Source organism: Paraburkholderia phosphatilytica (assembly GCF_003443895.1).
GTDB classification, from domain to species: Bacteria; Pseudomonadota; Gammaproteobacteria; order Burkholderiales; family Burkholderiaceae; genus Paraburkholderia; species Paraburkholderia phosphatilytica.
In genome coordinates this window covers 44,566-62,014 of the sequence record NZ_QQOA01000044.1, presented here as the reverse complement: position 1 = coordinate 62,014, position 17,449 = coordinate 44,566, and the positions used below count along the sequence as shown (strand labels likewise).

17 protein-coding genes are annotated in these 17,449 nt (G+C 63.5%); 9 read left to right on the top strand and 8 right to left on the bottom strand.

The window, feature by feature from the left end; genetic code table 11:
• Positions 1-135: 135 nt before the first annotated feature.
• A complete protein-coding gene (locus tag DVS29_RS31030) occupies positions 136-1,101 on the bottom strand; it encodes a LysR family transcriptional regulator (protein WP_118184356.1) in 966 nt (321 codons plus the stop codon).
• Positions 1,102-1,260: 159 nt separating this feature from the next.
• Here DVS29_RS31030 and DVS29_RS31025 point away from each other — a divergent pair, with 159 nt between their 5' ends.
• Both DVS29_RS31025 and DVS29_RS31020 read left to right on the top strand, forming a co-directional pair.
• A complete protein-coding gene (locus DVS29_RS31025; RefSeq protein ID WP_118184355.1) occupies positions 1,261-1,728 on the top strand; it encodes a RidA family protein in 468 nt (155 codons plus the stop codon).
• A 154-nt stretch (positions 1,729-1,882) separates the two neighbouring features.
• Entirely contained in the window at positions 1,883-2,593 is a 711-nt protein-coding gene (locus DVS29_RS31020; RefSeq protein WP_118184354.1) for an SDR family NAD(P)-dependent oxidoreductase, read from the top strand.
• An 80-nt stretch (positions 2,594-2,673) separates the two neighbouring features.
• On the opposite strand, the gene DVS29_RS31015 is transcribed toward DVS29_RS31020, so the two are convergent.
• From DVS29_RS31015 to DVS29_RS31000, 4 genes are all read right to left on the bottom strand, one after another.
• Positions 2,674-3,612 carry an aldo/keto reductase gene (locus DVS29_RS31015; protein ID WP_118184353.1) on the bottom strand — a complete coding sequence of 313 codons (939 nt, stop codon included), beginning with the start codon at positions 3,610-3,612 and terminating at the stop codon, positions 2,674-2,676.
• Positions 3,613-3,783: 171 nt separating this feature from the next.
• On the bottom strand, positions 3,784-4,125 hold the full coding sequence (locus DVS29_RS31010; RefSeq protein ID WP_118184352.1) for an ArsR/SmtB family transcription factor: 342 nt from the start codon (positions 4,123-4,125) through the stop codon (positions 3,784-3,786).
• Between the two features lie 2 nt (positions 4,126-4,127).
• Complete coding sequence (gene ilvB / locus DVS29_RS31005; protein ID WP_118184351.1) at positions 4,128-5,993, bottom strand: biosynthetic-type acetolactate synthase large subunit; 1,866 nt, start codon at positions 5,991-5,993, stop codon at positions 4,128-4,130.
• 74 nt (positions 5,994-6,067) lie between these two features.
• Positions 6,068-6,637 carry a GlxA family transcriptional regulator gene (locus DVS29_RS31000; protein WP_118184350.1) on the bottom strand — a complete coding sequence of 190 codons (570 nt, stop codon included), beginning with the start codon at positions 6,635-6,637 and terminating at the stop codon, positions 6,068-6,070.
• 372 nt (positions 6,638-7,009) lie between these two features.
• On the opposite strand from DVS29_RS31000, the gene DVS29_RS30995 reads away from it, so the two are divergent.
• Entirely contained in the window at positions 7,010-8,041 is a 1,032-nt protein-coding gene (locus tag DVS29_RS30995) for a GlxA family transcriptional regulator (protein ID WP_118184349.1), read from the top strand.
• A complete protein-coding gene (gene mug / locus DVS29_RS30990; RefSeq protein WP_118184348.1) occupies positions 8,038-8,568 on the top strand; it encodes a G/U mismatch-specific DNA glycosylase in 531 nt (176 codons plus the stop codon). The genes DVS29_RS30995 and mug overlap by 4 nt, the downstream gene beginning before the upstream one ends.
• Here mug and DVS29_RS30985 read toward each other — a convergent pair.
• Positions 8,529-9,461 carry a LysR family transcriptional regulator gene (locus DVS29_RS30985; protein WP_118184347.1) on the bottom strand — a complete coding sequence of 311 codons (933 nt, stop codon included), beginning with the start codon at positions 9,459-9,461 and terminating at the stop codon, positions 8,529-8,531. The two genes, mug and DVS29_RS30985, sit on opposite strands and share 40 nt — an antisense overlap.
• 390 nt (positions 9,462-9,851) lie before the next feature.
• On the opposite strand from DVS29_RS30985, the gene DVS29_RS30980 reads away from it, so the two are divergent.
• The 5 genes from DVS29_RS30980 to DVS29_RS30960 all read left to right on the top strand — a co-directional run bounded on the left by DVS29_RS30980 (position 9,852) and on the right by DVS29_RS30960 (position 15,314).
• On the top strand, positions 9,852-10,526 hold the full coding sequence (locus DVS29_RS30980; protein WP_118184346.1) for an antibiotic biosynthesis monooxygenase family protein: 675 nt from the start codon (positions 9,852-9,854) through the stop codon (positions 10,524-10,526).
• A gap of 11 nt (positions 10,527-10,537) precedes the next feature.
• Entirely contained in the window at positions 10,538-12,103 is a 1,566-nt protein-coding gene (locus DVS29_RS30975) for an MFS transporter (RefSeq protein WP_118184345.1), read from the top strand.
• Between the two features lie 14 nt (positions 12,104-12,117).
• Complete coding sequence (locus DVS29_RS30970; protein ID WP_118184344.1) at positions 12,118-13,203, top strand: HlyD family secretion protein; 1,086 nt, start codon at positions 12,118-12,120, stop codon at positions 13,201-13,203.
• Positions 13,200-14,738 carry an efflux transporter outer membrane subunit gene (locus DVS29_RS30965; RefSeq protein WP_118184343.1) on the top strand — a complete coding sequence of 513 codons (1,539 nt, stop codon included), beginning with the start codon at positions 13,200-13,202 and terminating at the stop codon, positions 14,736-14,738. The genes DVS29_RS30970 and DVS29_RS30965 overlap by 4 nt, the downstream gene beginning before the upstream one ends.
• 111 nt (positions 14,739-14,849) lie before the next feature.
• Positions 14,850-15,314 (top strand): MarR family winged helix-turn-helix transcriptional regulator, encoded by a 465-nt coding sequence (locus DVS29_RS30960; protein ID WP_118184342.1) that lies wholly within the window; start codon positions 14,850-14,852, stop codon positions 15,312-15,314.
• A 69-nt stretch (positions 15,315-15,383) separates the two neighbouring features.
• Here DVS29_RS30960 and DVS29_RS30955 read toward each other — a convergent pair whose 3' ends face one another.
• Together DVS29_RS30955 and DVS29_RS30950 are read right to left on the bottom strand one after the other, a co-directional pair.
• Positions 15,384-15,803, bottom strand: coding sequence for an organic hydroperoxide resistance protein (locus DVS29_RS30955; RefSeq protein ID WP_118184360.1), 420 nt, complete (start codon positions 15,801-15,803; stop codon positions 15,384-15,386).
• A 182-nt stretch (positions 15,804-15,985) separates the two neighbouring features.
• Positions 15,986-17,260 (bottom strand): MFS transporter, encoded by a 1,275-nt coding sequence (locus DVS29_RS30950; protein WP_118184341.1) that lies wholly within the window; start codon positions 17,258-17,260, stop codon positions 15,986-15,988.
• Positions 17,261-17,449: the final 189 nt, after the last annotated feature.

Below are 17,449 nucleotides of genomic sequence, written 5' to 3'. Positions count from 1 at the left end.
TCCATCTTGGCCATGAACCGTTCCTCCGATCAAGGTACTGACCTTATAACGCGCGAACTGAAGGTCGGTTGTCATGGATTAAGTAAACCTCAATAGTGCAGCGTGCGAAGGCTTAGCGCGCGAACCTCATGCGCTTCACACACGGCGTTCGGGCACGACAATCGGCGCGCCCCGGCCACGACGCACCGGCTTCTGCCCGAGCTGCTCGACCAGAAAATCCACGAACACCCGCACACGCAACGACAGATACCGTGCGTGCGGATACAGCAGAATGAATGGCCGCGAACACCCGCCGCGGTCTTTCAGCACTTCCACCAGCCGGCCTTCTCGCAGATCGTTCTCGACGATGAAGCGGTAGGTCTGAAACAGCCCCGCGCCGCTGCGCGCAAGCGTGACGCCGGCCAGCGCATCGCCCGACGTGCCATACGATCCGTGCGTCAACACATCGGTTTCGCCCGTTTCATCGAGAAACGTCCACGCGAGATTCCGCCCGCTGCTCGGCAGCTCGAACTGGATGCATTCGTGCGACTGAAGGTCTTCTACGGTCTTCGGCGTGCCAGCACGTCTCAGGTAGCCGGGCGTCGCCACCACCACCATCTCCGCATCCTCCAGCTTGCGAGCGACCAGGCTCGAATCGTCGGGCGCTTTGCCCCGAATGGCCAGATCGAAGCCCTGTTCGGCGAAGTCGATGTTGCGGTTGCTCAGGTGCGCGTCGATCGTCACCTCCGGATAGCGTTCGCGAAACGCAGGCAACATCGGCAGTAGCCGGTAGTGGCCATACGGCGTCGGCATGCTGACCCGGAGCACGCCCGCCGGCGTGGTCTGCTGCCCGGTCACTTCGCGCTCGGCGTCGACGAGTTGCGACAGCGCATCGCGGCACTGCTCGAAATAGCGCCGGCCCGAGTCGGTCAGCCGGATCTGCCGCGTGGTCCGCACGAAGAGGCGCACGCCAAGACGTTCTTCCAGCCGCGATACGGAACGGCTGACCGCGGCCGGCGTCACGCTCGCCGAGTTTGCTGCCAGCGTGAAGCTGCCCAGTTCCGCCGCCAGACAGAAGAGCTCGATGCTGCCCAGCAACAGGTCGTCGAATTTTCGTTGCATCGTGTCTCCCGTTCGTTACACCACGTCCCAGAAGATTTGCGCCGACAGCATTTATCCGCTGCGGCGCCATGACTACAGTGAGTGACAGGTCTGCGGGTCGATACCGGATATCGCAGCCTCGTTCACACACACCACGACGACACTCGCAAGGAGAATTTCATGACCGTCGAACAGAAACTCGCCGATCTCGGCTTCACCCTCCCCGCACCGCCGCAACCGCTTGGCAGCTACACCGCTGTCAGCGAAGCGGGCAACCTGCTGTTCATCTCCGGCCAGGTGCCGCTCGTCAACGGCAAGCTGGTGTACACCGGCCGCGTCGGCGAACAGCGCACCACGGAGGACGGCAAGCACGCCGCCCAGCTCACCGCCCTCAACGTGCTTGCGCAGATCAAGCGGCATCTGGGCGGATTCGAACGGCTGCATCACATCGTCCGGGTTGAGGGCCACGTGAGTTGCATAGACGGATTCTACGACCAGCCCGCCGTGCTCGACGCCGCGTCCGAACTCTTCGCCAAAGCGCTCGGCGAGAAGGCCGGGCACGCGCGCTCGGCGTTCTCGCATTCGCAGTTGCCGGCGAATGCCACCGTGATACTCGTCGTCATCGCGCAGATCGAGCCGGCTCGATAGCACGTCGAGCGAGTCGATTAATGACGCCAACGCAAGACTGTTGGTACGCGCCGTGACTGCGATTTTCAGCCCGACTCGCCTACATTGATGTCCATCGGAACCGACGTTCCGATTCGCTTACCAGAGCCCATCAATCAACACGGAGTCACCCATCATGAGTCAAGATCGCAAAGTCGTCATCGTTACCGGCGCATCGCAAGGCATCGGCGCGGAAATCGTCAAGGCATTCCGCAACCGCGATTACCGCGTCGTTGCCACCGCCCGTTCGATCCAGCCGTCCGACGATCCGGATATCGCGACCGTCGCCGGCGACATCAGCAACCCTGAAACCGCGCGGCGCGTAGCCACCGAAGCACTCGAGCGCTTCGGCCGGATCGATACGCTCATCAACAACGCGGGCATTTTCATCGCCAAGCCGTTCACTGCCTATACCGCCGAAGATTACGCGTCCGTGATGGCCGTGAACGTGGCCGGGTTCTTCCACATCACGCAGCGCGCGGTCGCGCAAATGGAAAAGCAAGGCAGCGGACATGTGGTCAACATTACGACGAGCCTCGTCGACCATCCGATCGACGGCGTGCCGTCGGTGCTCGCATCGCTGACCAAGGGCGGCCTCGCCGCCGCGACGAAATCGCTCGCGATCGAATACGCGAAGCGCGGCATTCGCGCCAACGCCGTGTCGCCCGGCATCATCAAGTCGCCGATGCATCCGAAGGAGTCGCACGCCACGCTCGACGCGCTGCATCCGGTCGGCCACATGGGCGAGATGAGCGACATCGCGAACGCGGTGCTGTACCTCGACGACGCGCCGTTCGTGACCGGCGAAATCCTGCACGTGGATGGCGGCCAGAGCGCAGGCCACTAAGCCGCGCGCACTGAGCGTAGCCCCGGCGCCGGTGCCGATGCTTTCACCTCGGCGCCGGTGCATTCGTCCAACGATTGACGCTACGTTCTGCGCGGAATGAAACCCGGTGTGCCCGTTTTCACCACTTCGTTGTACCGCTGCCTTGTCTCGATGCGGTCGATCGCATCGAATGCGTGTTGCGGCAGCGGCGACACGTCGAAATTCTCTTTAGCGCGCGCCGCGGTCTTCGCCGTGGTCAGCACCGCGGTGCCGCGCTGTACCGCCCACGCGAGCAGCACCTGCGCCGGCGTCTTGCCGGTGCTCGACGCAACCTGCAGAACGACCGGATCTTCGAGCGGTCCTGGCCGTATGCCATGACCCAATGGCGCAAACGCCAGAAACACGATCCCTTGCTCGTTGCAGAATTCCAGCAGCTCGGTTTCCGGCAGATACGGATGCGACTCGACCTGCACCGAAGCCGGCTTGATTCGCGCCGCTTCGCAAAGCGGCCGGAGTTCCTCGAGGCCGATGTCGGACAGTCCAATCGCGCGGCAACGCCCTGCGTCCACGAGCGCTTCCATCGCCTGCCACGTGTCGAGCAACGTTACGCCATCGTCGTAGATCACATTGCCTGCTGCATCGCGCGGGTCCTGGTCTTCTCCCGGCTTGAACGCGAACGGCGTGTGCATCAGATACAGATCCAGATAGTCGAGCCGTAGTCTTTCAAGGCTTGCGTCGAAAGCCAGGCCAACCCGCTCCGGCCGATGATTCGAATTCCACAGCTTGGTGGTCACGAAAATGCTTTCGCGCGCGATACCGTTCGCAGCGAGTCCCGCATGCAATGCCTCGCCGACCTCACGCTCGTTCCGATAGCGCTCGGCACAATCGAAGTGGCGAAAGCCGGTTTCGAGCGCGTCCCGGGTCGCGCTCAGCGTCGTGGCGGCATCGGGAATCAGCGTACCGAATCCGATCGCGGGCATCGCGCCGCTGCCGTGACGCAGTGGCATCTTTCGAAGCTGAAAACCGGAAGACAGATTCATGACTGCGCCTCCGCGCGATCTCGCGCCGCAATACGTCAGCCTTGCACGTCCCTCGATGTGAAGATTGCGCATGGCAATCGCCCGACGCTCGCCGGGACATTCAAGCATAGGATGAATTGCAGGCAGAGGCCGGGCAATTTGCGCCCGCGCCGCGCGCAATCAGAGCGCCAACTAAAGCCGTGAACCGATCTGCGACGCAAAAGCGGCGATCACCGCTTCGTTGCGGGACAGCAGGATCCACTGCCCCACCCGCGTGGACACGACCAGCCCGGCCCCGAGCAACGTCGAGATATGCGCGGATACCGTGGACTGCGACAAGCCGCAGCGCGCCTGAATCGCGTTGACCGGTACGCCATGACGAAAATCGATGTGCCCTTGCGCAAACGTCTCGTGCGGCGTCTTCAGCCATGCGAGGATCTTTCGGCGGAACGGGTTCGCGAGCGCCTTGTGAATCCGGTCTTCGTCGATCGCGACGTTCGGCTCGGCTGGAAAGGAGTGAGCGGAATCCAGCATGGCTAGAACATGTCCGCCACGAATGGACGCCCGTCGTCGCGACGGTCCGGATCCGCACCGGTGCGCGATGGAATGAAGGGCCCGGTGATCATGTTCGCGTAACTCTGGCCCGGTCCCACCATCGGGAACACGTCGGCGTTCTGGTCGATCATCACTTCGAGGAACGCAGGCCCCTCGAATTTCACGAATGCCGCGAGCTGCACCTCCAGCTCGTCCACCGCTTCCACACGTCGTGCAAATTCGAAGCCGTCCGCCCGCGCCGCCATCACGAAGTCCTTGCTATGCAGCGACTTGTCGCTCACGAACGTACGTCCTTCGTAAAAGAGGCGCTGCCACTGCCGGATCATGCCGTCGCCGCGATTGTTGAGCAGCAGCACCTTGACCGGCACGCCGTACGTGCTCGCTGTTTCCAGCTCGCCGGCATTCATCCGGATGCTGCCGTCGCCATCGATGTCGATCACGAGCGCGTCCGGCCTTGCCAGCTGCGCGCCGATCGCGGCGGGCAGGCCAAAGCCCATCGTTCCCATGCTGCCCGACGTCAGCAGGCTGCGCGATTCGGTGAACGCATAAAATTGCGCGACCCACATCTGATGCTGGCCGACACCTGTAGTGACGATCGCACGCCCGCCGGTGATCTCGCTCAACTTCTCGATCACGAACTGCGGCTGGATCGCGGCGCCATGCCGATCGTAGTTCATCGCGTAACGCCGCTTGAGATCCATCGCGTGCTCGATCCAGCCCGCAGGCGATGGCACTGCGGCGCGATCGTCCAGCAGTGCTCGCAACGTCGCTTTCGCATCGCCGACGTGACTCCAGTGCGTGCGTTTGACCTTGTCGATCTCTGCCTCGTCGATGTCGATATGCGCGACGTGCGTCGCGCCGCGTGCGAATGCTTCGGGACGGCCGCCCGCAACCCGGTCGTCGAATCGCGCGCCGACCGCGATCAGGAAGTCGCAGTCTTCGACCGCATAGTTCGCCGAGGCCATGCCGTGCATGCCCAGCATGCCGAGCCACAGCTCGTGTTTCGCGGAGATCGCGCCCAGGCCCATCAGCGTGGTCACGACGGGAATCCGGTAACGCTCGGCGAATTCGCGCAGCTCGGCGCTTGCGCCACCTGCGATTACACCGCCGCCCACATACAGCAACGGCCGCCGGCTTTGCCGAAGCAGCTCGAAGAATACAGCCCGCTTGCGGTCGTCGAGACGCGTGCCGTTCGCTGCCGTTCGCAGGCGTTCCGAATAGCCGCGAAACTGCAACGTCCCTTCGCCGCGGTAGCGTCCGGTCCAGTTCTGGATATCCTTCGGTACGTCCACGACGACCGGACCGGGTCGGCCCGTACGCGCGATCTCGAACGCGGTGCGCAGCGTCTGCTCGAGTTTTTCCGGATCGGTCACGAGGAAAACCTGCTTCGCGCACGCGGACATGATGTTGAAAACCGGCGCTTCCTGAAACGCATCGGAGCCGACCGCCGCGCGCGGCACCTGTCCGCATATCAGCACGACGGGGATCGAATCGCCATTGCAGTCGGCGATCGGCGTCACCGCGTTGGTCGCACCCGGACCGGACGTCACCATGAATACGCCCACTTTTCCGCTGGCCCGCGCATAGCCCGCGGCCATGAAACCCGCCGACTGTTCGTTCGAAGGCACCACGAAGCGGATCTGCCGCTCGCGATGCGCCGCCTGCGTTTCGTTGAAACGGAACACGGCATCGTAAGTGGGCAGGATCGCGCCGCCGCTGTAGCCGAACAGCGTATCGACACCCTGTTCCGCCAGCACGCGCAGAATGATGTCGGCGCCTGACAGGGTTTCGCCGGCATCGGGTTGCGTCGAAAGCATGGGTGAAGCGAGGTCTGGATTCTGGGTCATGAGTGACTCGTGTCGAAACTGGCGCTGACTGCGTCAGCCGCCGGTCAAAAGAAAGTGCCGCCGTGCGGCACGTGTTACATCAGCAACGCACTGGCGATACGCCGAACCGCGTGCTCGCCGAGGTCTTCCTCGACCAGCGTCAAGGCCAGATGAATGCCGGCGCTCACACCGTCAGACGAATAGAGGTTGCCGTCCTTCAGGCAATTCAGATCGGTCGTCACGTTCACCAGCGGATATTCGCTGGCAAGACGTTGCGCATCGCGGCCATGCGTGATCATCCAGCGATGATCGGCAAGACCCGCACGCGCCACCAGGAAAGCGCCGTTCGATACCGACGCGAGCTTGCGCGCGTTGCGTCCCGTACGACTGAGCCAGTCCACCAGTTCGCGATGCTCGTGCTCCGCGGCAACCAGCGGAGCGCCCGGCACCACAACGATATCGAACGACGCGCGCGCGTCGCGCAGACTCGCTGTCGTGCTCACCGCCGTGCCGTTCGAGCACATCACCGGCCCATGCGACGGTCCGACGAGTTGCTGCTCGTAGAACGTCGCGCCGTAAAGGCGGTTGGCTTCCTGGAACACGTCCATCGGCCCGCTCACATCGAGCAGCTGAAATCCCGCATACAACATGATTGCGATACGCATACGCCGTGACTCCAAGCGTCCAATCCGCGCATGGCACGAACCATTCAGCGCCGATGCGATTGCAGGAACAGCCCGGCTTTCGCTTCAGTGCCGGGCTATTCCCTTCGAACCCAGTCTATTGAATGGACGCGCCAGCGGAAACCTGCAGGTGGCGCGTTAGCAGGCCATTTGAAGTGCAATTTGGGCCACGGCTCCGAGTCTTTACACGGACGCAAAAGTCATTTAACGGCCATGGAGGGCGCGCGATGCGATGGATGCTGTAAGCTTGGCCACTCTCGTTGCTGACGCGGATCGTTCTGCATCAAACCTCCGCGAAGCGATGCCGAAACGTAGTACCCCGCAAGCTTGCGCAACCCTGATCGAGGTCACGACATGAAGGTCGCCATTGTTGTCTCCGATGGTGCGCAAGCACTCGACGTCGCGGGTCCGCTCGACGTCTTTGCAGAAGCGAATGCCAATCTCCCCGCGCATCAGCGGTACGAAGTGTCGCTGGTGGGAAGCCGCGCCGGCACCGTGACCTGTTCGAACGGGATGCAGCTTGCGGTGCCCTTCGGTTATGCCGATGCCGATACCCAGTACGATCTGATCCTCGTGGCAGGCGGTCCGCAATTGCCGGACTCGCAGCCATCGAGCGAGTTTCTTGCATGGCTGCAAAATCAGGCGCGTGGTGCAAGCCGCTTCGGCTCAGTCTGCAATGGCGCGTTTCTGCTCGGGCACGCCGGCTTGATCGACGGCCGCGAAGTGACCACGCACTGGGCGGACGCTGGGCGCCTCGCTGCCGAGTTTCCAGATGCCTGCGTGGAGCCCGACAGGATTTTTATCCGCGACGGCCGGCTGTTTACGTCGGCCGGTGTGACGGCGGGCATCGATCTGTGTCTGTCGCTCGTAGCGGAAGACTGGGGCCACGAGATGGCGGTGCGCGTCGCGAAGCGGCTCGTCGTGTACATCCAGCGCGAAGGCGGCCAGTCGCAATACAGCCCGTACATCGGCGCCGGCAAGGACGAAAATCCGATCGTCGGCAAGGTGCACCGGTACGTGACCGAACATATAACCGATGCCCTCTCGATCGAACAGCTCGCGAGCGCGGTGTCCGTGAGCCGGCGCACGTTTTCGCGGTTGTTCGCAAAGTACGCGAAGGTCACGCCGTCGGCATTCGTCGAACAGGTTCGCGTGGACACCGCGAGGAAGCTGCTGGAAGACTCGGATGCGCCGCTGAAAACCGTCGCGTTCAATTGCGGCTTCACCAGCGCAACGCAGATGCGCACCACGTTCTCGCGGCGTCTGAACGTCACGCCCAAACAGTATCGGCAACGCTTTCGTGCCGACACCGATGGCGCCGCACCGTGGACCTTCAACGGCGCCGCAAGCCAGCGAGCGGCTACGCAAGGCGCCGCGCATCCGTGAGTGTCGCCGTTGCATCCCAACCGCTGCCGGATATCCTCGCGCCGGGTTTGTCGCTGGTGTTTTGCGGCATCAATCCGGGCCTGCGCGCGGCGCTGACGGGCCATCACTTCGAGGGCCGAAACAACCGGTTCTGGCGCGTCGTGCATCTCGCGGGCTTCACGCGCGAACAGATTCGCCCTGAAGACGACCACACGTTTCTTCGCTATGGCTGCGGCCTCACCACAGCAGTCTCGCGCGCAACGGCACGCGCGGACGAACTCACGCGCGTCGAAATCGCCGCGTCCGCCGCGGCATTCGAACGCAAGATCGAACACTATGCGCCGCGCTATGTCGCGTTCCTCGGCAAGATGGCGCTGGCCGCGATGTCCGGCAAACGCGATATCGAATGGGGTCTGCAACCGGAGACCTTCGGCGGCGCGCGCGTCTGGGTGCTGCCGAATCCAAGCGGCCTCAACCGCGCATTCAGCCTCGATGCGCTGGTGTCGGCTTACCGCGAGCTGTGCATTGCCGTCGCCTCTTCGGTTTGAAGATACGGATTGCCGCGCAAAGTCGCGGTCACGAATTCCACGAATGCACGGATCTTGCCGCTGCTGCCTCGCCGCTCGACGTGCAGCAGATTCACCGGCGTAGACTCGGGCTCGAATGCCGTCAGCACCGGCCGCAATCTGCCGGCAAGCACTTCGGGCGCCGCCTGATACGACAGCAACTGCGTGATCCCGACGCAGTCGAGCGCCGCCTGGATCGCGGCAGGTGCAAGATCGACGATCATCCGTGGCTGTAGCCGCACCGGTAGCCTCGCACCGTTCTCGTTGAACACCCACTCGAGCGGATGCGACACACCTGCGAACGACACGCAGCGGTGATTCGACAGGTCGCGGGGATGCACCGGTTCGCCATGCGTCGCGAGATAGGCGGGCGCTGCGAACGTTTGACGCCGCACGAAGCCTAGCGGAATCGCGAAGATCGAAGCATCGCCCAGATGGCCGATGCGAACCGCGATATCCACGCCTTCGTCGAGCAGTCGCGTGGTGCGATCCGCGTAGACGGCATGGATGCTGATCTCCGGATAGCGCAGCGCAAACGCGTTCACGAGCGGCGCGACGAAGCGCTGCCCGAACAGCACCGGCGCGGAAATGGTCAGCGTGCCCACGGGATTGAGAGGGTCGGCCGCGACGTCCGCTTCCGCGTCGGTGACCGCGTCCAGCACCTTGCGGCACGCATCCAGATAACCCACACCCGCATCCGTCGGACGGATCGTGCGCGTGGTGCGCGCAAGCAGCTGCGTGCCGAGCCGCGCTTCGAGCGAATTGAGCGCGCGCGACACCGCGGGTGTCGACATGCCGAGCTTTTCCGCCGCGCCCGTGAAGCTGCCCCGATCGACGATGGCAACGAACACTTCCATCTCGCGCAGTTTGTCCATTTCCCGTTCCTGTCTCGTCAAGACCATACATATGGCGCGATTGTAGGCATCGCAATGCGCCGCGCGTTCTCATGGCCTGAAACGCATCAAGAATGGCCAGCTTCGATCGCTTTCATGCGCTTATGAAGCAGCGCTTTTCATCACGTTCGACGCGATCAGATTCAGTTGCCTGCCGTGCTGAAAACACTGTTTCAGCACCCGTATCTAATGGCAAATTTCGCGCATTCAATGGCCCAATAACCGCCGCGCTTTTGCTTCAGAAAATGCGACCGCTCACAGACAATTCACTCACCGCCTGGCCTGGTTCAACACCGCGGAAAACGCACTGAATTCAGCCGGCCCCGCGAAGGTTTACGTCACGTCGTATCAACAGAAAAGGAAGCGCCCGTCATGTTTTCCGCAATGCTTGAAGTCAACCCGATACCCGAGCAGTTCGATGCCTATCTCGGCATGGCGAAGATGCTTCGTCCCGAGCTCGAAAAGATCGACGGGTTCGTCGACAACACCCGCTATGCGAGCCTGACGCGCGATGGATGGCCGCTGTCGCTGTCGAGCTGGCGCGACGAGAAGTCGCTGATCCGCTGGCGCACCACGACGAAGCATCACAAGGTGCAGCAGGCAGCGCGCGATCGGGTGTTCGCCGACTACCGGCTGCGCATTGGCCAGATCGTCGCGGATACGCGGATTCCCGCGGGACAGGTGCTGCTCGAACAACGCCTCGACGTGACCGAAACGGGCGCCGGCACTGCGGTCATGCTGCTCGATGCGAAGCGCGAAACCGAATGGGTAAAACAGGCCGGCGCGCAAGTCGTCGCGAAATCGCTGGGGTTCGACACAAGCGCATCGAGCCTCGTTGCATGGGACGTGTTCGACGCGCTGATGACGCCCGGTGAAGTGATCGTGGTGGCGACGTGGCGCGATCAGAACGCTGCCGACACATTCGCACGCAGCGCGACGCTGCCGAGCGATGTGCGCGCGCGCCAGATCCGCGTGATTCGCGAGTACGGCATGTTCGATCGCCGGGAAGCGCCGCAGTACTTCGAAGAGGCTCAGCCTCGCGCGTGAGGGCAACCGCTATGTCTACCGCTCATCCTTTGACGACTGAAACGCCCGCGCGAACGCCTGCTCAGGCCACGCTTTCGCTTCGTCTTGCCAGCGGCCTGATCGGGATGCTGCTCGCGTCCCTGCTGGCCATCCTGAACGAACAGGTCACCGCGCAGGCGATGACCGACATTCAGGGCGCGCTGTCGATCGGGCATGACGACGGCACGTGGCTGACGGCATTGTTCGAAGCCGCCAATGTCGCGACGATGGTCTTCGCGCCATGGTTCGGCATCACGTTCACGCTGAAGCGCTTTACGATCGGCGCCGTGATCGCGACGATGCTGTTCGGCGTGCTGTGTCCGTTCGCGCCGAATGTGGCGTCGCTGTACACGTTGCGCGTGCTGCAGGGCATTGCCGGCGGATGTCTGCCGCCGATGCTGATCATCGTCGCGCTTCGCTATCTGCCGCCGAAGGTGAAGCTGTACGGACTCGCGGGTTACGCGCTCACCGCGACGTTCGGGCCGGCGCTCGGCACACCGCTCGCCGCGCTGTGGACGGAGTTCGTGAGCTGGCGCATGGCGTTCTGGCAGATCGTGCCGCTCGGTCTGCTGAGCTGCGTGGCGATCCAGCAAGGGCTGCCCGACGACCCGCTCAAGCTCGAACGGCTTCGCTCGTTCAACTGGACCGGCTTCATCACCGGCTTTCCAGCCGTCGCAATGCTCGTGATCGCGCTGCTGCAAGGCGACCGGCTCGACTGGCTGAACTCGTCGTTCATCTACGTGATGGTGGGTGGCGGCGCGCTGCTGCTGGTGGCGTTTTTCGTGAACGAATGGTTTCATCCGCTGCCGTTCTTCAAGCTCCAGATGCTGTCGCGCAGGAACTTCACGCATGGCCTGACGACGCTTGCGGGTGCGGTGACGTTGATCGTCGGCGTCACGGCGATACCCAGCCAATACCTCGCGCAGGTTCATTCGTACCGGCCTTTGCAAACTGCGCCGCTGTCGCTGCTGGTTGCCGTGCCGCTGCTGATCACGCTGCCGCTGACCGCTGCCATCCTGAACCTCAAGCGCGTGGATAGCCGCTGGGTGCTCGCAACCGGAATCTCGCTGATGATCGCGACGTGCCTGATGGGCAGCTTCATGAGCAGCGACTGGACGCGCCAGAATTTCTACCTGCTGCAATCGCTGCAGATCCTCGCGCAGCCAATGCTGATCATGGGCATCCTGATGGGCGTCACAACCGGTTTGCCGCCCACCGAAGGACCCTTCGCATCGGCGATGTTCAACTCGCTGAAGACCTTTTCCGCCGCCGCGGCAACCGGCCTGATAGAAAGCCTGGGCACCGCGCGCGAACACTTTCATTCGACCGTCCTCGTCGATCAGCTGGGCAACCATGCGCTGATCGCGAGCCAGAGCATCGACGCGGCTCATGGCCTCGACGAACTCGCACACCGCCTCCACGAGCAGGCCGTGGTACTGACATCCGCGGACCTGTACCGCGTGATGGCAGGCGTCGCCATCGTCCTGCTTCTGATTGTTCCGGTGTTACCCGTGCGTATCTACCCGCCGTGGAGTGATACGCCTCCCTCTTCCCACTAAGGGGCGTATCTATCATGTCAAACTTTATCCGTTCCAATCCGAAGACAATCCGCATTGCGGTGCTTGCCGTTGCACTCGGTGTCGCGGCGTGGGGCTCCACGAAGCTCTTCGCGAACCCGACTACCGAATCCACCAACGACGCCTACGTGCAAGCCGATTTCACGCTCGTCGCGCCGCGCGTCAGCGGGCAGATCTCGGACGTGCTGGTCGACGACAACCAGTCGGTGAAAGCCGGCCAATTGCTGGTGCGTATCGACGATCGCGACTACCGCGCGGCATTGTCGAGCGCGCAGGCCGATGTCGCCGCAGCGAAAGCGGCCGTGGCGAATTTCGATGCCGAGATCGCGCGGCAGCCCTCGCTCGTCGACCAGGCGCGCGCGGCACTGCAATCCGATCAGGCGGCAATCTCGTTCGCGCAGGCCAACGCAGCGCGTTACCAGAGCCTTTCGGAAACCGGCGCGGGCACCGCGCAGGAGCAGCAGCATGCGTCGAGCACGCTGGCCGAGCAACTCGCGCAGCAGGCGCACGATCGCGCCGCGCTGTCGGCGACCGAGCAGAATCTCGACGTGCTGCGTACGCAGCGCGACAAGGCAGCAGGCGCGGAGCAGCGCGCCGAAGCGGTGCTGCAGCAGGCGGAGCTGAACCTCTCGTACACCGAAATTCGCGCACCCGTCGACGGCAAGATCGGACGGCGCTCGGCGCGCGTCGGTGCATTCGTGACGCCTGGTGCGCCGGTGCTCGCGATCGTGCCGCTCTCGGATGCGTATGTGGTCGCGAATTTCCAGGAGAACCAGATCACGAAAATGCGGCCCGGCGAAAGCGTGCGCATCAAGGTGGACAGTTTTCCGGGCGTCGTGATCCGCGGTCACGTGGATAGTCTCGCGCCGGCCACCGGCGTGAGCTTCGCGCCGATCGCACCGGACAACGCCACCGGCAACTTCACGAAGATCGTGCAGCGCGTGCCGGTGAAGATCGCCATCGAGCAGGGACAACCGGCGGCGTCCGCGTTGAGCGTGGGGCTTTCGGTTGAAACGGAAGTGGCGGTTGGCCGCCAGCGCGATCAGCGCGCTACAGCAGTGCAGCAAGGAGAAGACAAATGAACGCGATCCGACTCTCCCTCCGCGAGATCCTGATCACGATCCTCGTGAGCCTCGCGATCACCGGCTGTACCGTGGGCCCGAACTTCGAACCGCCGAAGAGCGCTACACCTGAGGTGTTCGATCGCACGGAAACCGCGCAATCGGCAAGCAAGCCCGTGGAAGCCGATTTCAACCCGGACTGGTGGACGCTGTTCAACGATCCCACGCTGAACACGCTGGAAAAGCAGCTGGCCGACGCGAACCTCGACGTGGCCGCGGCCTCCGCGCGTCTGCAGCAAAGCCGGGCCAACCAGCGCGTGGCCGGCGCGGCAAAGTACCCGACGGTGGATGCCAACGCATCGTACGACCGCGAGCGCGGCAGCCCGAACGGCATCCTGTCGCTGCTCGGCGTGTCGCCGACGGGCGCGCAGTCGCAATCGGCGTCGGGCGCCACGCCGCTGGGCGTAGCACCCGTGCCGGGATCGAAGGGTTCGCCCGCGTACAACCTGTATCAGGCAGGCTTCGACGCATCGTGGGAACTCGACATCTGGGGTGGCGTGCGTCGCACCGTCGAAGCCGCGGGCGCGCTGTCGGACGCGTCGTACGAAGATCGCAATGCGATCCTGCTCTCGGCCCGCGCGGAACTTGCACGCGACTATATCGACCTGCGCGACACGCAGTCGCTGCTGCAGATCGCGAAGCAGAACCTCGCGATCGCGAACGACGTGACGAAGCTGACGCAGGATCGCGTGCGCGATGGCGTGACGACGGACCTGGACCGGGCGAACGCCGCGGCCCAGGCCGAGTCGATCGAGAGCATCATTCCAACGCTCGAATCGCGCGAGGATACGTTGATCAACGCGATGGGCATGCTGCTCGCCGAAGAACCGGGCGCGCTGAAGCAAACGCTCGACGAGCCGCACGACGTGCCGGCGCTTCCCGGACAGATTCCGATCGGCTTTCCGTCGGAGCTCGTGCAGCGCCGGCCCGATATTCGCAAGGCGGAAGCCGACCTGCATGCAGCCACCGCATCGATCGGCATGGCGAAAGCGGACTTCTATCCACGTATCTCGCTGAACGGCAGCGCGGGGTTCCAGAGCCTGCAACTGTCGAGCCTCGCAAACTGGGCGTCAGGTCAGTTCGTGCTCGGTCCGTCGATCACGATGCCGATCTTCGAAGGCGGACGCCTGAAAGGCACGCTCGAACTGCGCGAGGCTCAGCAGCAGGAAGCCGCGATCGTCTACAAGCGCACCGTGCTCGAAGCGTGGAAAGAAGTGGACGACGCGCTGAACGTCTACGATGCGGAACAGCAGCGGCGCGACCGGCTCACGACAGTCGTGAGCCTGAACGAACGCGCGCTCTCGATCGCACGGCAACGCTACGACGCAGGCGCGCTCGATTATCTGGACGTGCTCAACGTGCAGAAGCAGTTGCTGGAGGCTCAAAGCAATCTGGAACAGAGCAAGGCCACCGCCGACGCGAATCTGATCACGCTGTGCAAGGCACTGGGCGGCGGATGGGAATCGACGTACGCGAGCACGGCTGCCGCGCATTGACCGACGAGTCAGATTATCGAGGTCTCCCCCATCGCATCCGATTGGTTCCGATTCAATCGGATGCGATAGAATATAAGCCAGTATCTGTCCATATCCGGGAGCAGCATCCTCATGGCCTCGAACCACAAGACTACCGTTGCCGAACCGAAGCTCTCCGACTTCCTGTGCTTCGCGGTGTATTCCGCGAATCTCGCGTTCGGCAAGGCGTACAAGCCGATCCTCGAAGAACTCGGCCTCACCTACACGCAGTACATCACGATCATCGCGCTGTGGGAGCAGGACAACCAGACGGTTGGCAGCCTCGGCGAAAAGCTCTTTCTGGAATCGAACACGCTCACGCCGATCCTCAAGAAGCTCGAAGCGATGGGGTATCTGCAGCGGCAGCGCGACCCGGAAGACGAACGCCAGGTGCTGGTGAGCCTGACGAAAACCGGCCGGCGTCTGCGCGAGAAAGGGTTCTGCATGGACCTGACCGAGGCCACCGGCCTCACGTCCGACGAATTCGCGAAGATGCAGCGCGCGATCGTCACGCTGCGCAATAACCTGATTCGCTCGGTGGAAGAACAGGAAGGTTGAAGCGGCGGCGGCGCCGGGGCAATTCGCCCCCGGCGCCGCATGTCATACGTCGCAACAGTTGAACCGCGTTCAGACGATATTGATCGTCACATCGATATTGCCGCGCGTCGCCTTCGAATACGGGCAGGTTTGATGCGCGGTATCCACGAGGCGTTGCGCGACGTCGCGCTCCACGCCAGGCAGGCTGACGTTCAGGCGCGCCTGCAGGAAATAACCGCCCTCTCCCGTGCCGAGATCCACCTCGGCATTCACCGCCAGGTCGGCCGGCAGCGCCACTTTCTGCGCGCGCGCGGCAAGCTGCATCGCGCCGATGAAACACGCGGACCAGCCCGCGGCAAACAGCTGTTCCGGGTTCGTGCCGTTGCCAGCGCTACCGGGCGACGACAGCTTCACGTCCAGGCGGCCGTCATCGCTGCGGCTTTCGCCATCGCGTCCGCCTGACGACGTGCGCGTCTTGCCGGTGTACAGCACTTTGTCGATCTTGCTCATGTTCAGCTCCTCATGGGTTTGACAGGGATATTGCATTGGATGCGATTCAATCGCATGCGATGCATTCTGGAGGAACCGGTCACGCATGTCAATCGCTCACGATTCAATCGCATGCGATTTTTGTATTCCAATGTATCCGGACAGGCCCGGCGGGCCCGCCACGGTTTGCGCACAGCGCCGCATCAGCGCTGTGCGTTCAGGCCCTCGTCCATCGCTTCGCGGTTCGGGCTGCCCGGCGCGGCCGCGGCATTCAGCTGTGACGGCGGGGCCGTCACCTTCCATGTGGCCGCCGCGATCGTCGCCAGCACGCCCGCGCCGATCATCAGCCAGAATGCGGAGAAGAACGCGCCGCCCGACGCGGCAATCAGCGCGCCCGTCGCGACCGGCGTGATGGTGTTGCCTAGCTGGCCGCCGAAATTCATCAGCCCCGACGTACTGCCGATCAGGTGCTCGGGCACGTGCCGCAGCGGCGCCGCGAACACGGTCGCGTAGACGAAATTGAACGACAGCAGGAAGAGCGTCCAGTACGCGAGCAGCAGCGCAATCGTGGTCGTCGTGATCATCAGCGAGAAGAACACCGTGGCGCAGAGCGCGCCCATCACGAGAAACAGGCGTTCGTAGCGCGCGCCGAAGCGGTCGAGCAGCGCACCCACACCGTAGCCGCCGCAGAACGCGATCAGGTTCGGCACCGTCACCGCGAGGCCGACATGCATCAGGTCGATGCGATAGGTCTTCAGCAGGTAGCTCGGCATCCACGACTGCACGCCCACGTACAGCATGCTCGTGAAGAACCAGATCGCGCACAGCCGCCACGCCATCGGCATGCGCAGCACCGGCCGCCACACCATGCGCGGACGTTCGGCCTTGCGTTGCCGCTGCTGCGCCATGCCGCCCTTGAGCGACATCCATAGAATGGCCGCGACCACGACGCCCGTCATCGACAGGATCTCGAACGAGCCCCGCCAGCCGAGCTTCGCCACCGTGAGCGCGATCATGCCGGAGCCGGCCGCGTTGCCCAGATACACGGTGGAAATCAGGAAGGACTTGGCGCGCGCGCGTTCGGGTTTCGGAAACACCTCGGCGACGGTCACCGAGCTCGCCGGCGAAAAACTGCCCTCGCCCACGCCGAACAGAAAGCGGATCGCCAGCAGCGACACGAACGACCACGCGAGGCTCGTCGCGCCGGTGAACACCGACCAGACCACGATGCACATTACCACCACGATGCGCGAGCCGAAGCGGTCGGACAGCCAGCCGCCCACCAGCTGCATCAGCGCGTAGCTGATGTAGAACGCGCTCAGCAGCATGCCGGCCTCGCGCGCGTTCAACGCGAACTCGTGCGAGATCGGCACGAGCGCGGTGCTCATCAGCACACGGTCGGCATACCCGACCGCCCACGCCAGGAACAGCCCCACGAGGCACGACGTCTTCTGGAACCTGCTGAATGTCGCTGTCATCCCCTCTTCTCCGTTTGCGGACTGGTTGTCTGGCAGCCCCGCACGCACAGCGAGGGCCGCCCTTGCTGACCGCCGACTGTGCGTGCGCGGCCGCCCGCTGTCCAATGAAAAATAAGCGGAGGCCATAACCGCGGGTTATGAGCGGGTTACGCGCTTGCTGCCGCAACAAGACATAGCCTGCGGTTATGG

Bases quoted from the DNA above. Each gene is read 5' to 3' on its own strand.
- DVS29_RS31030 (WP_118184356.1), bottom strand. From the start codon at position 1,101: ATGCAACGAAAATTCGACGACCTGTTGCTGGGCAGCATCGAGCTCTTC.
- DVS29_RS31025 (WP_118184355.1), top strand. From the start codon at position 1,261: ATGACCGTCGAACAGAAACTCGCCGATCTCGGCTTCACCCTCCCCGCA.
- DVS29_RS31020 (WP_118184354.1), top strand. From the start codon at position 1,883: ATGAGTCAAGATCGCAAAGTCGTCATCGTTACCGGCGCATCGCAAGGC.
- DVS29_RS31015 (WP_118184353.1), bottom strand. From the start codon at position 3,612: ATGAATCTGTCTTCCGGTTTTCAGCTTCGAAAGATGCCACTGCGTCAC.
- DVS29_RS31010 (WP_118184352.1), bottom strand. From the start codon at position 4,125: ATGCTGGATTCCGCTCACTCCTTTCCAGCCGAGCCGAACGTCGCGATC.
- ilvB (WP_118184351.1), bottom strand. From the start codon at position 5,993: ATGACCCAGAATCCAGACCTCGCTTCACCCATGCTTTCGACGCAACCC.
- DVS29_RS31000 (WP_118184350.1), bottom strand. From the start codon at position 6,637: ATGCGTATCGCAATCATGTTGTATGCGGGATTTCAGCTGCTCGATGTG.
- DVS29_RS30995 (WP_118184349.1), top strand. From the start codon at position 7,010: ATGAAGGTCGCCATTGTTGTCTCCGATGGTGCGCAAGCACTCGACGTC.
- DVS29_RS30985 (WP_118184347.1), bottom strand. From the start codon at position 9,461: ATGGACAAACTGCGCGAGATGGAAGTGTTCGTTGCCATCGTCGATCGG.
- DVS29_RS30980 (WP_118184346.1), top strand. From the start codon at position 9,852: ATGTTTTCCGCAATGCTTGAAGTCAACCCGATACCCGAGCAGTTCGAT.
- DVS29_RS30975 (WP_118184345.1), top strand. From the start codon at position 10,538: ATGTCTACCGCTCATCCTTTGACGACTGAAACGCCCGCGCGAACGCCT.
- DVS29_RS30970 (WP_118184344.1), top strand. From the start codon at position 12,118: ATGTCAAACTTTATCCGTTCCAATCCGAAGACAATCCGCATTGCGGTG.
- DVS29_RS30965 (WP_118184343.1), top strand. From the start codon at position 13,200: ATGAACGCGATCCGACTCTCCCTCCGCGAGATCCTGATCACGATCCTC.
- DVS29_RS30960 (WP_118184342.1), top strand. From the start codon at position 14,850: ATGGCCTCGAACCACAAGACTACCGTTGCCGAACCGAAGCTCTCCGAC.
- DVS29_RS30955 (WP_118184360.1), bottom strand. From the start codon at position 15,803: ATGAGCAAGATCGACAAAGTGCTGTACACCGGCAAGACGCGCACGTCG.
- DVS29_RS30950 (WP_118184341.1), bottom strand. From the start codon at position 17,260: ATGACAGCGACATTCAGCAGGTTCCAGAAGACGTCGTGCCTCGTGGGG.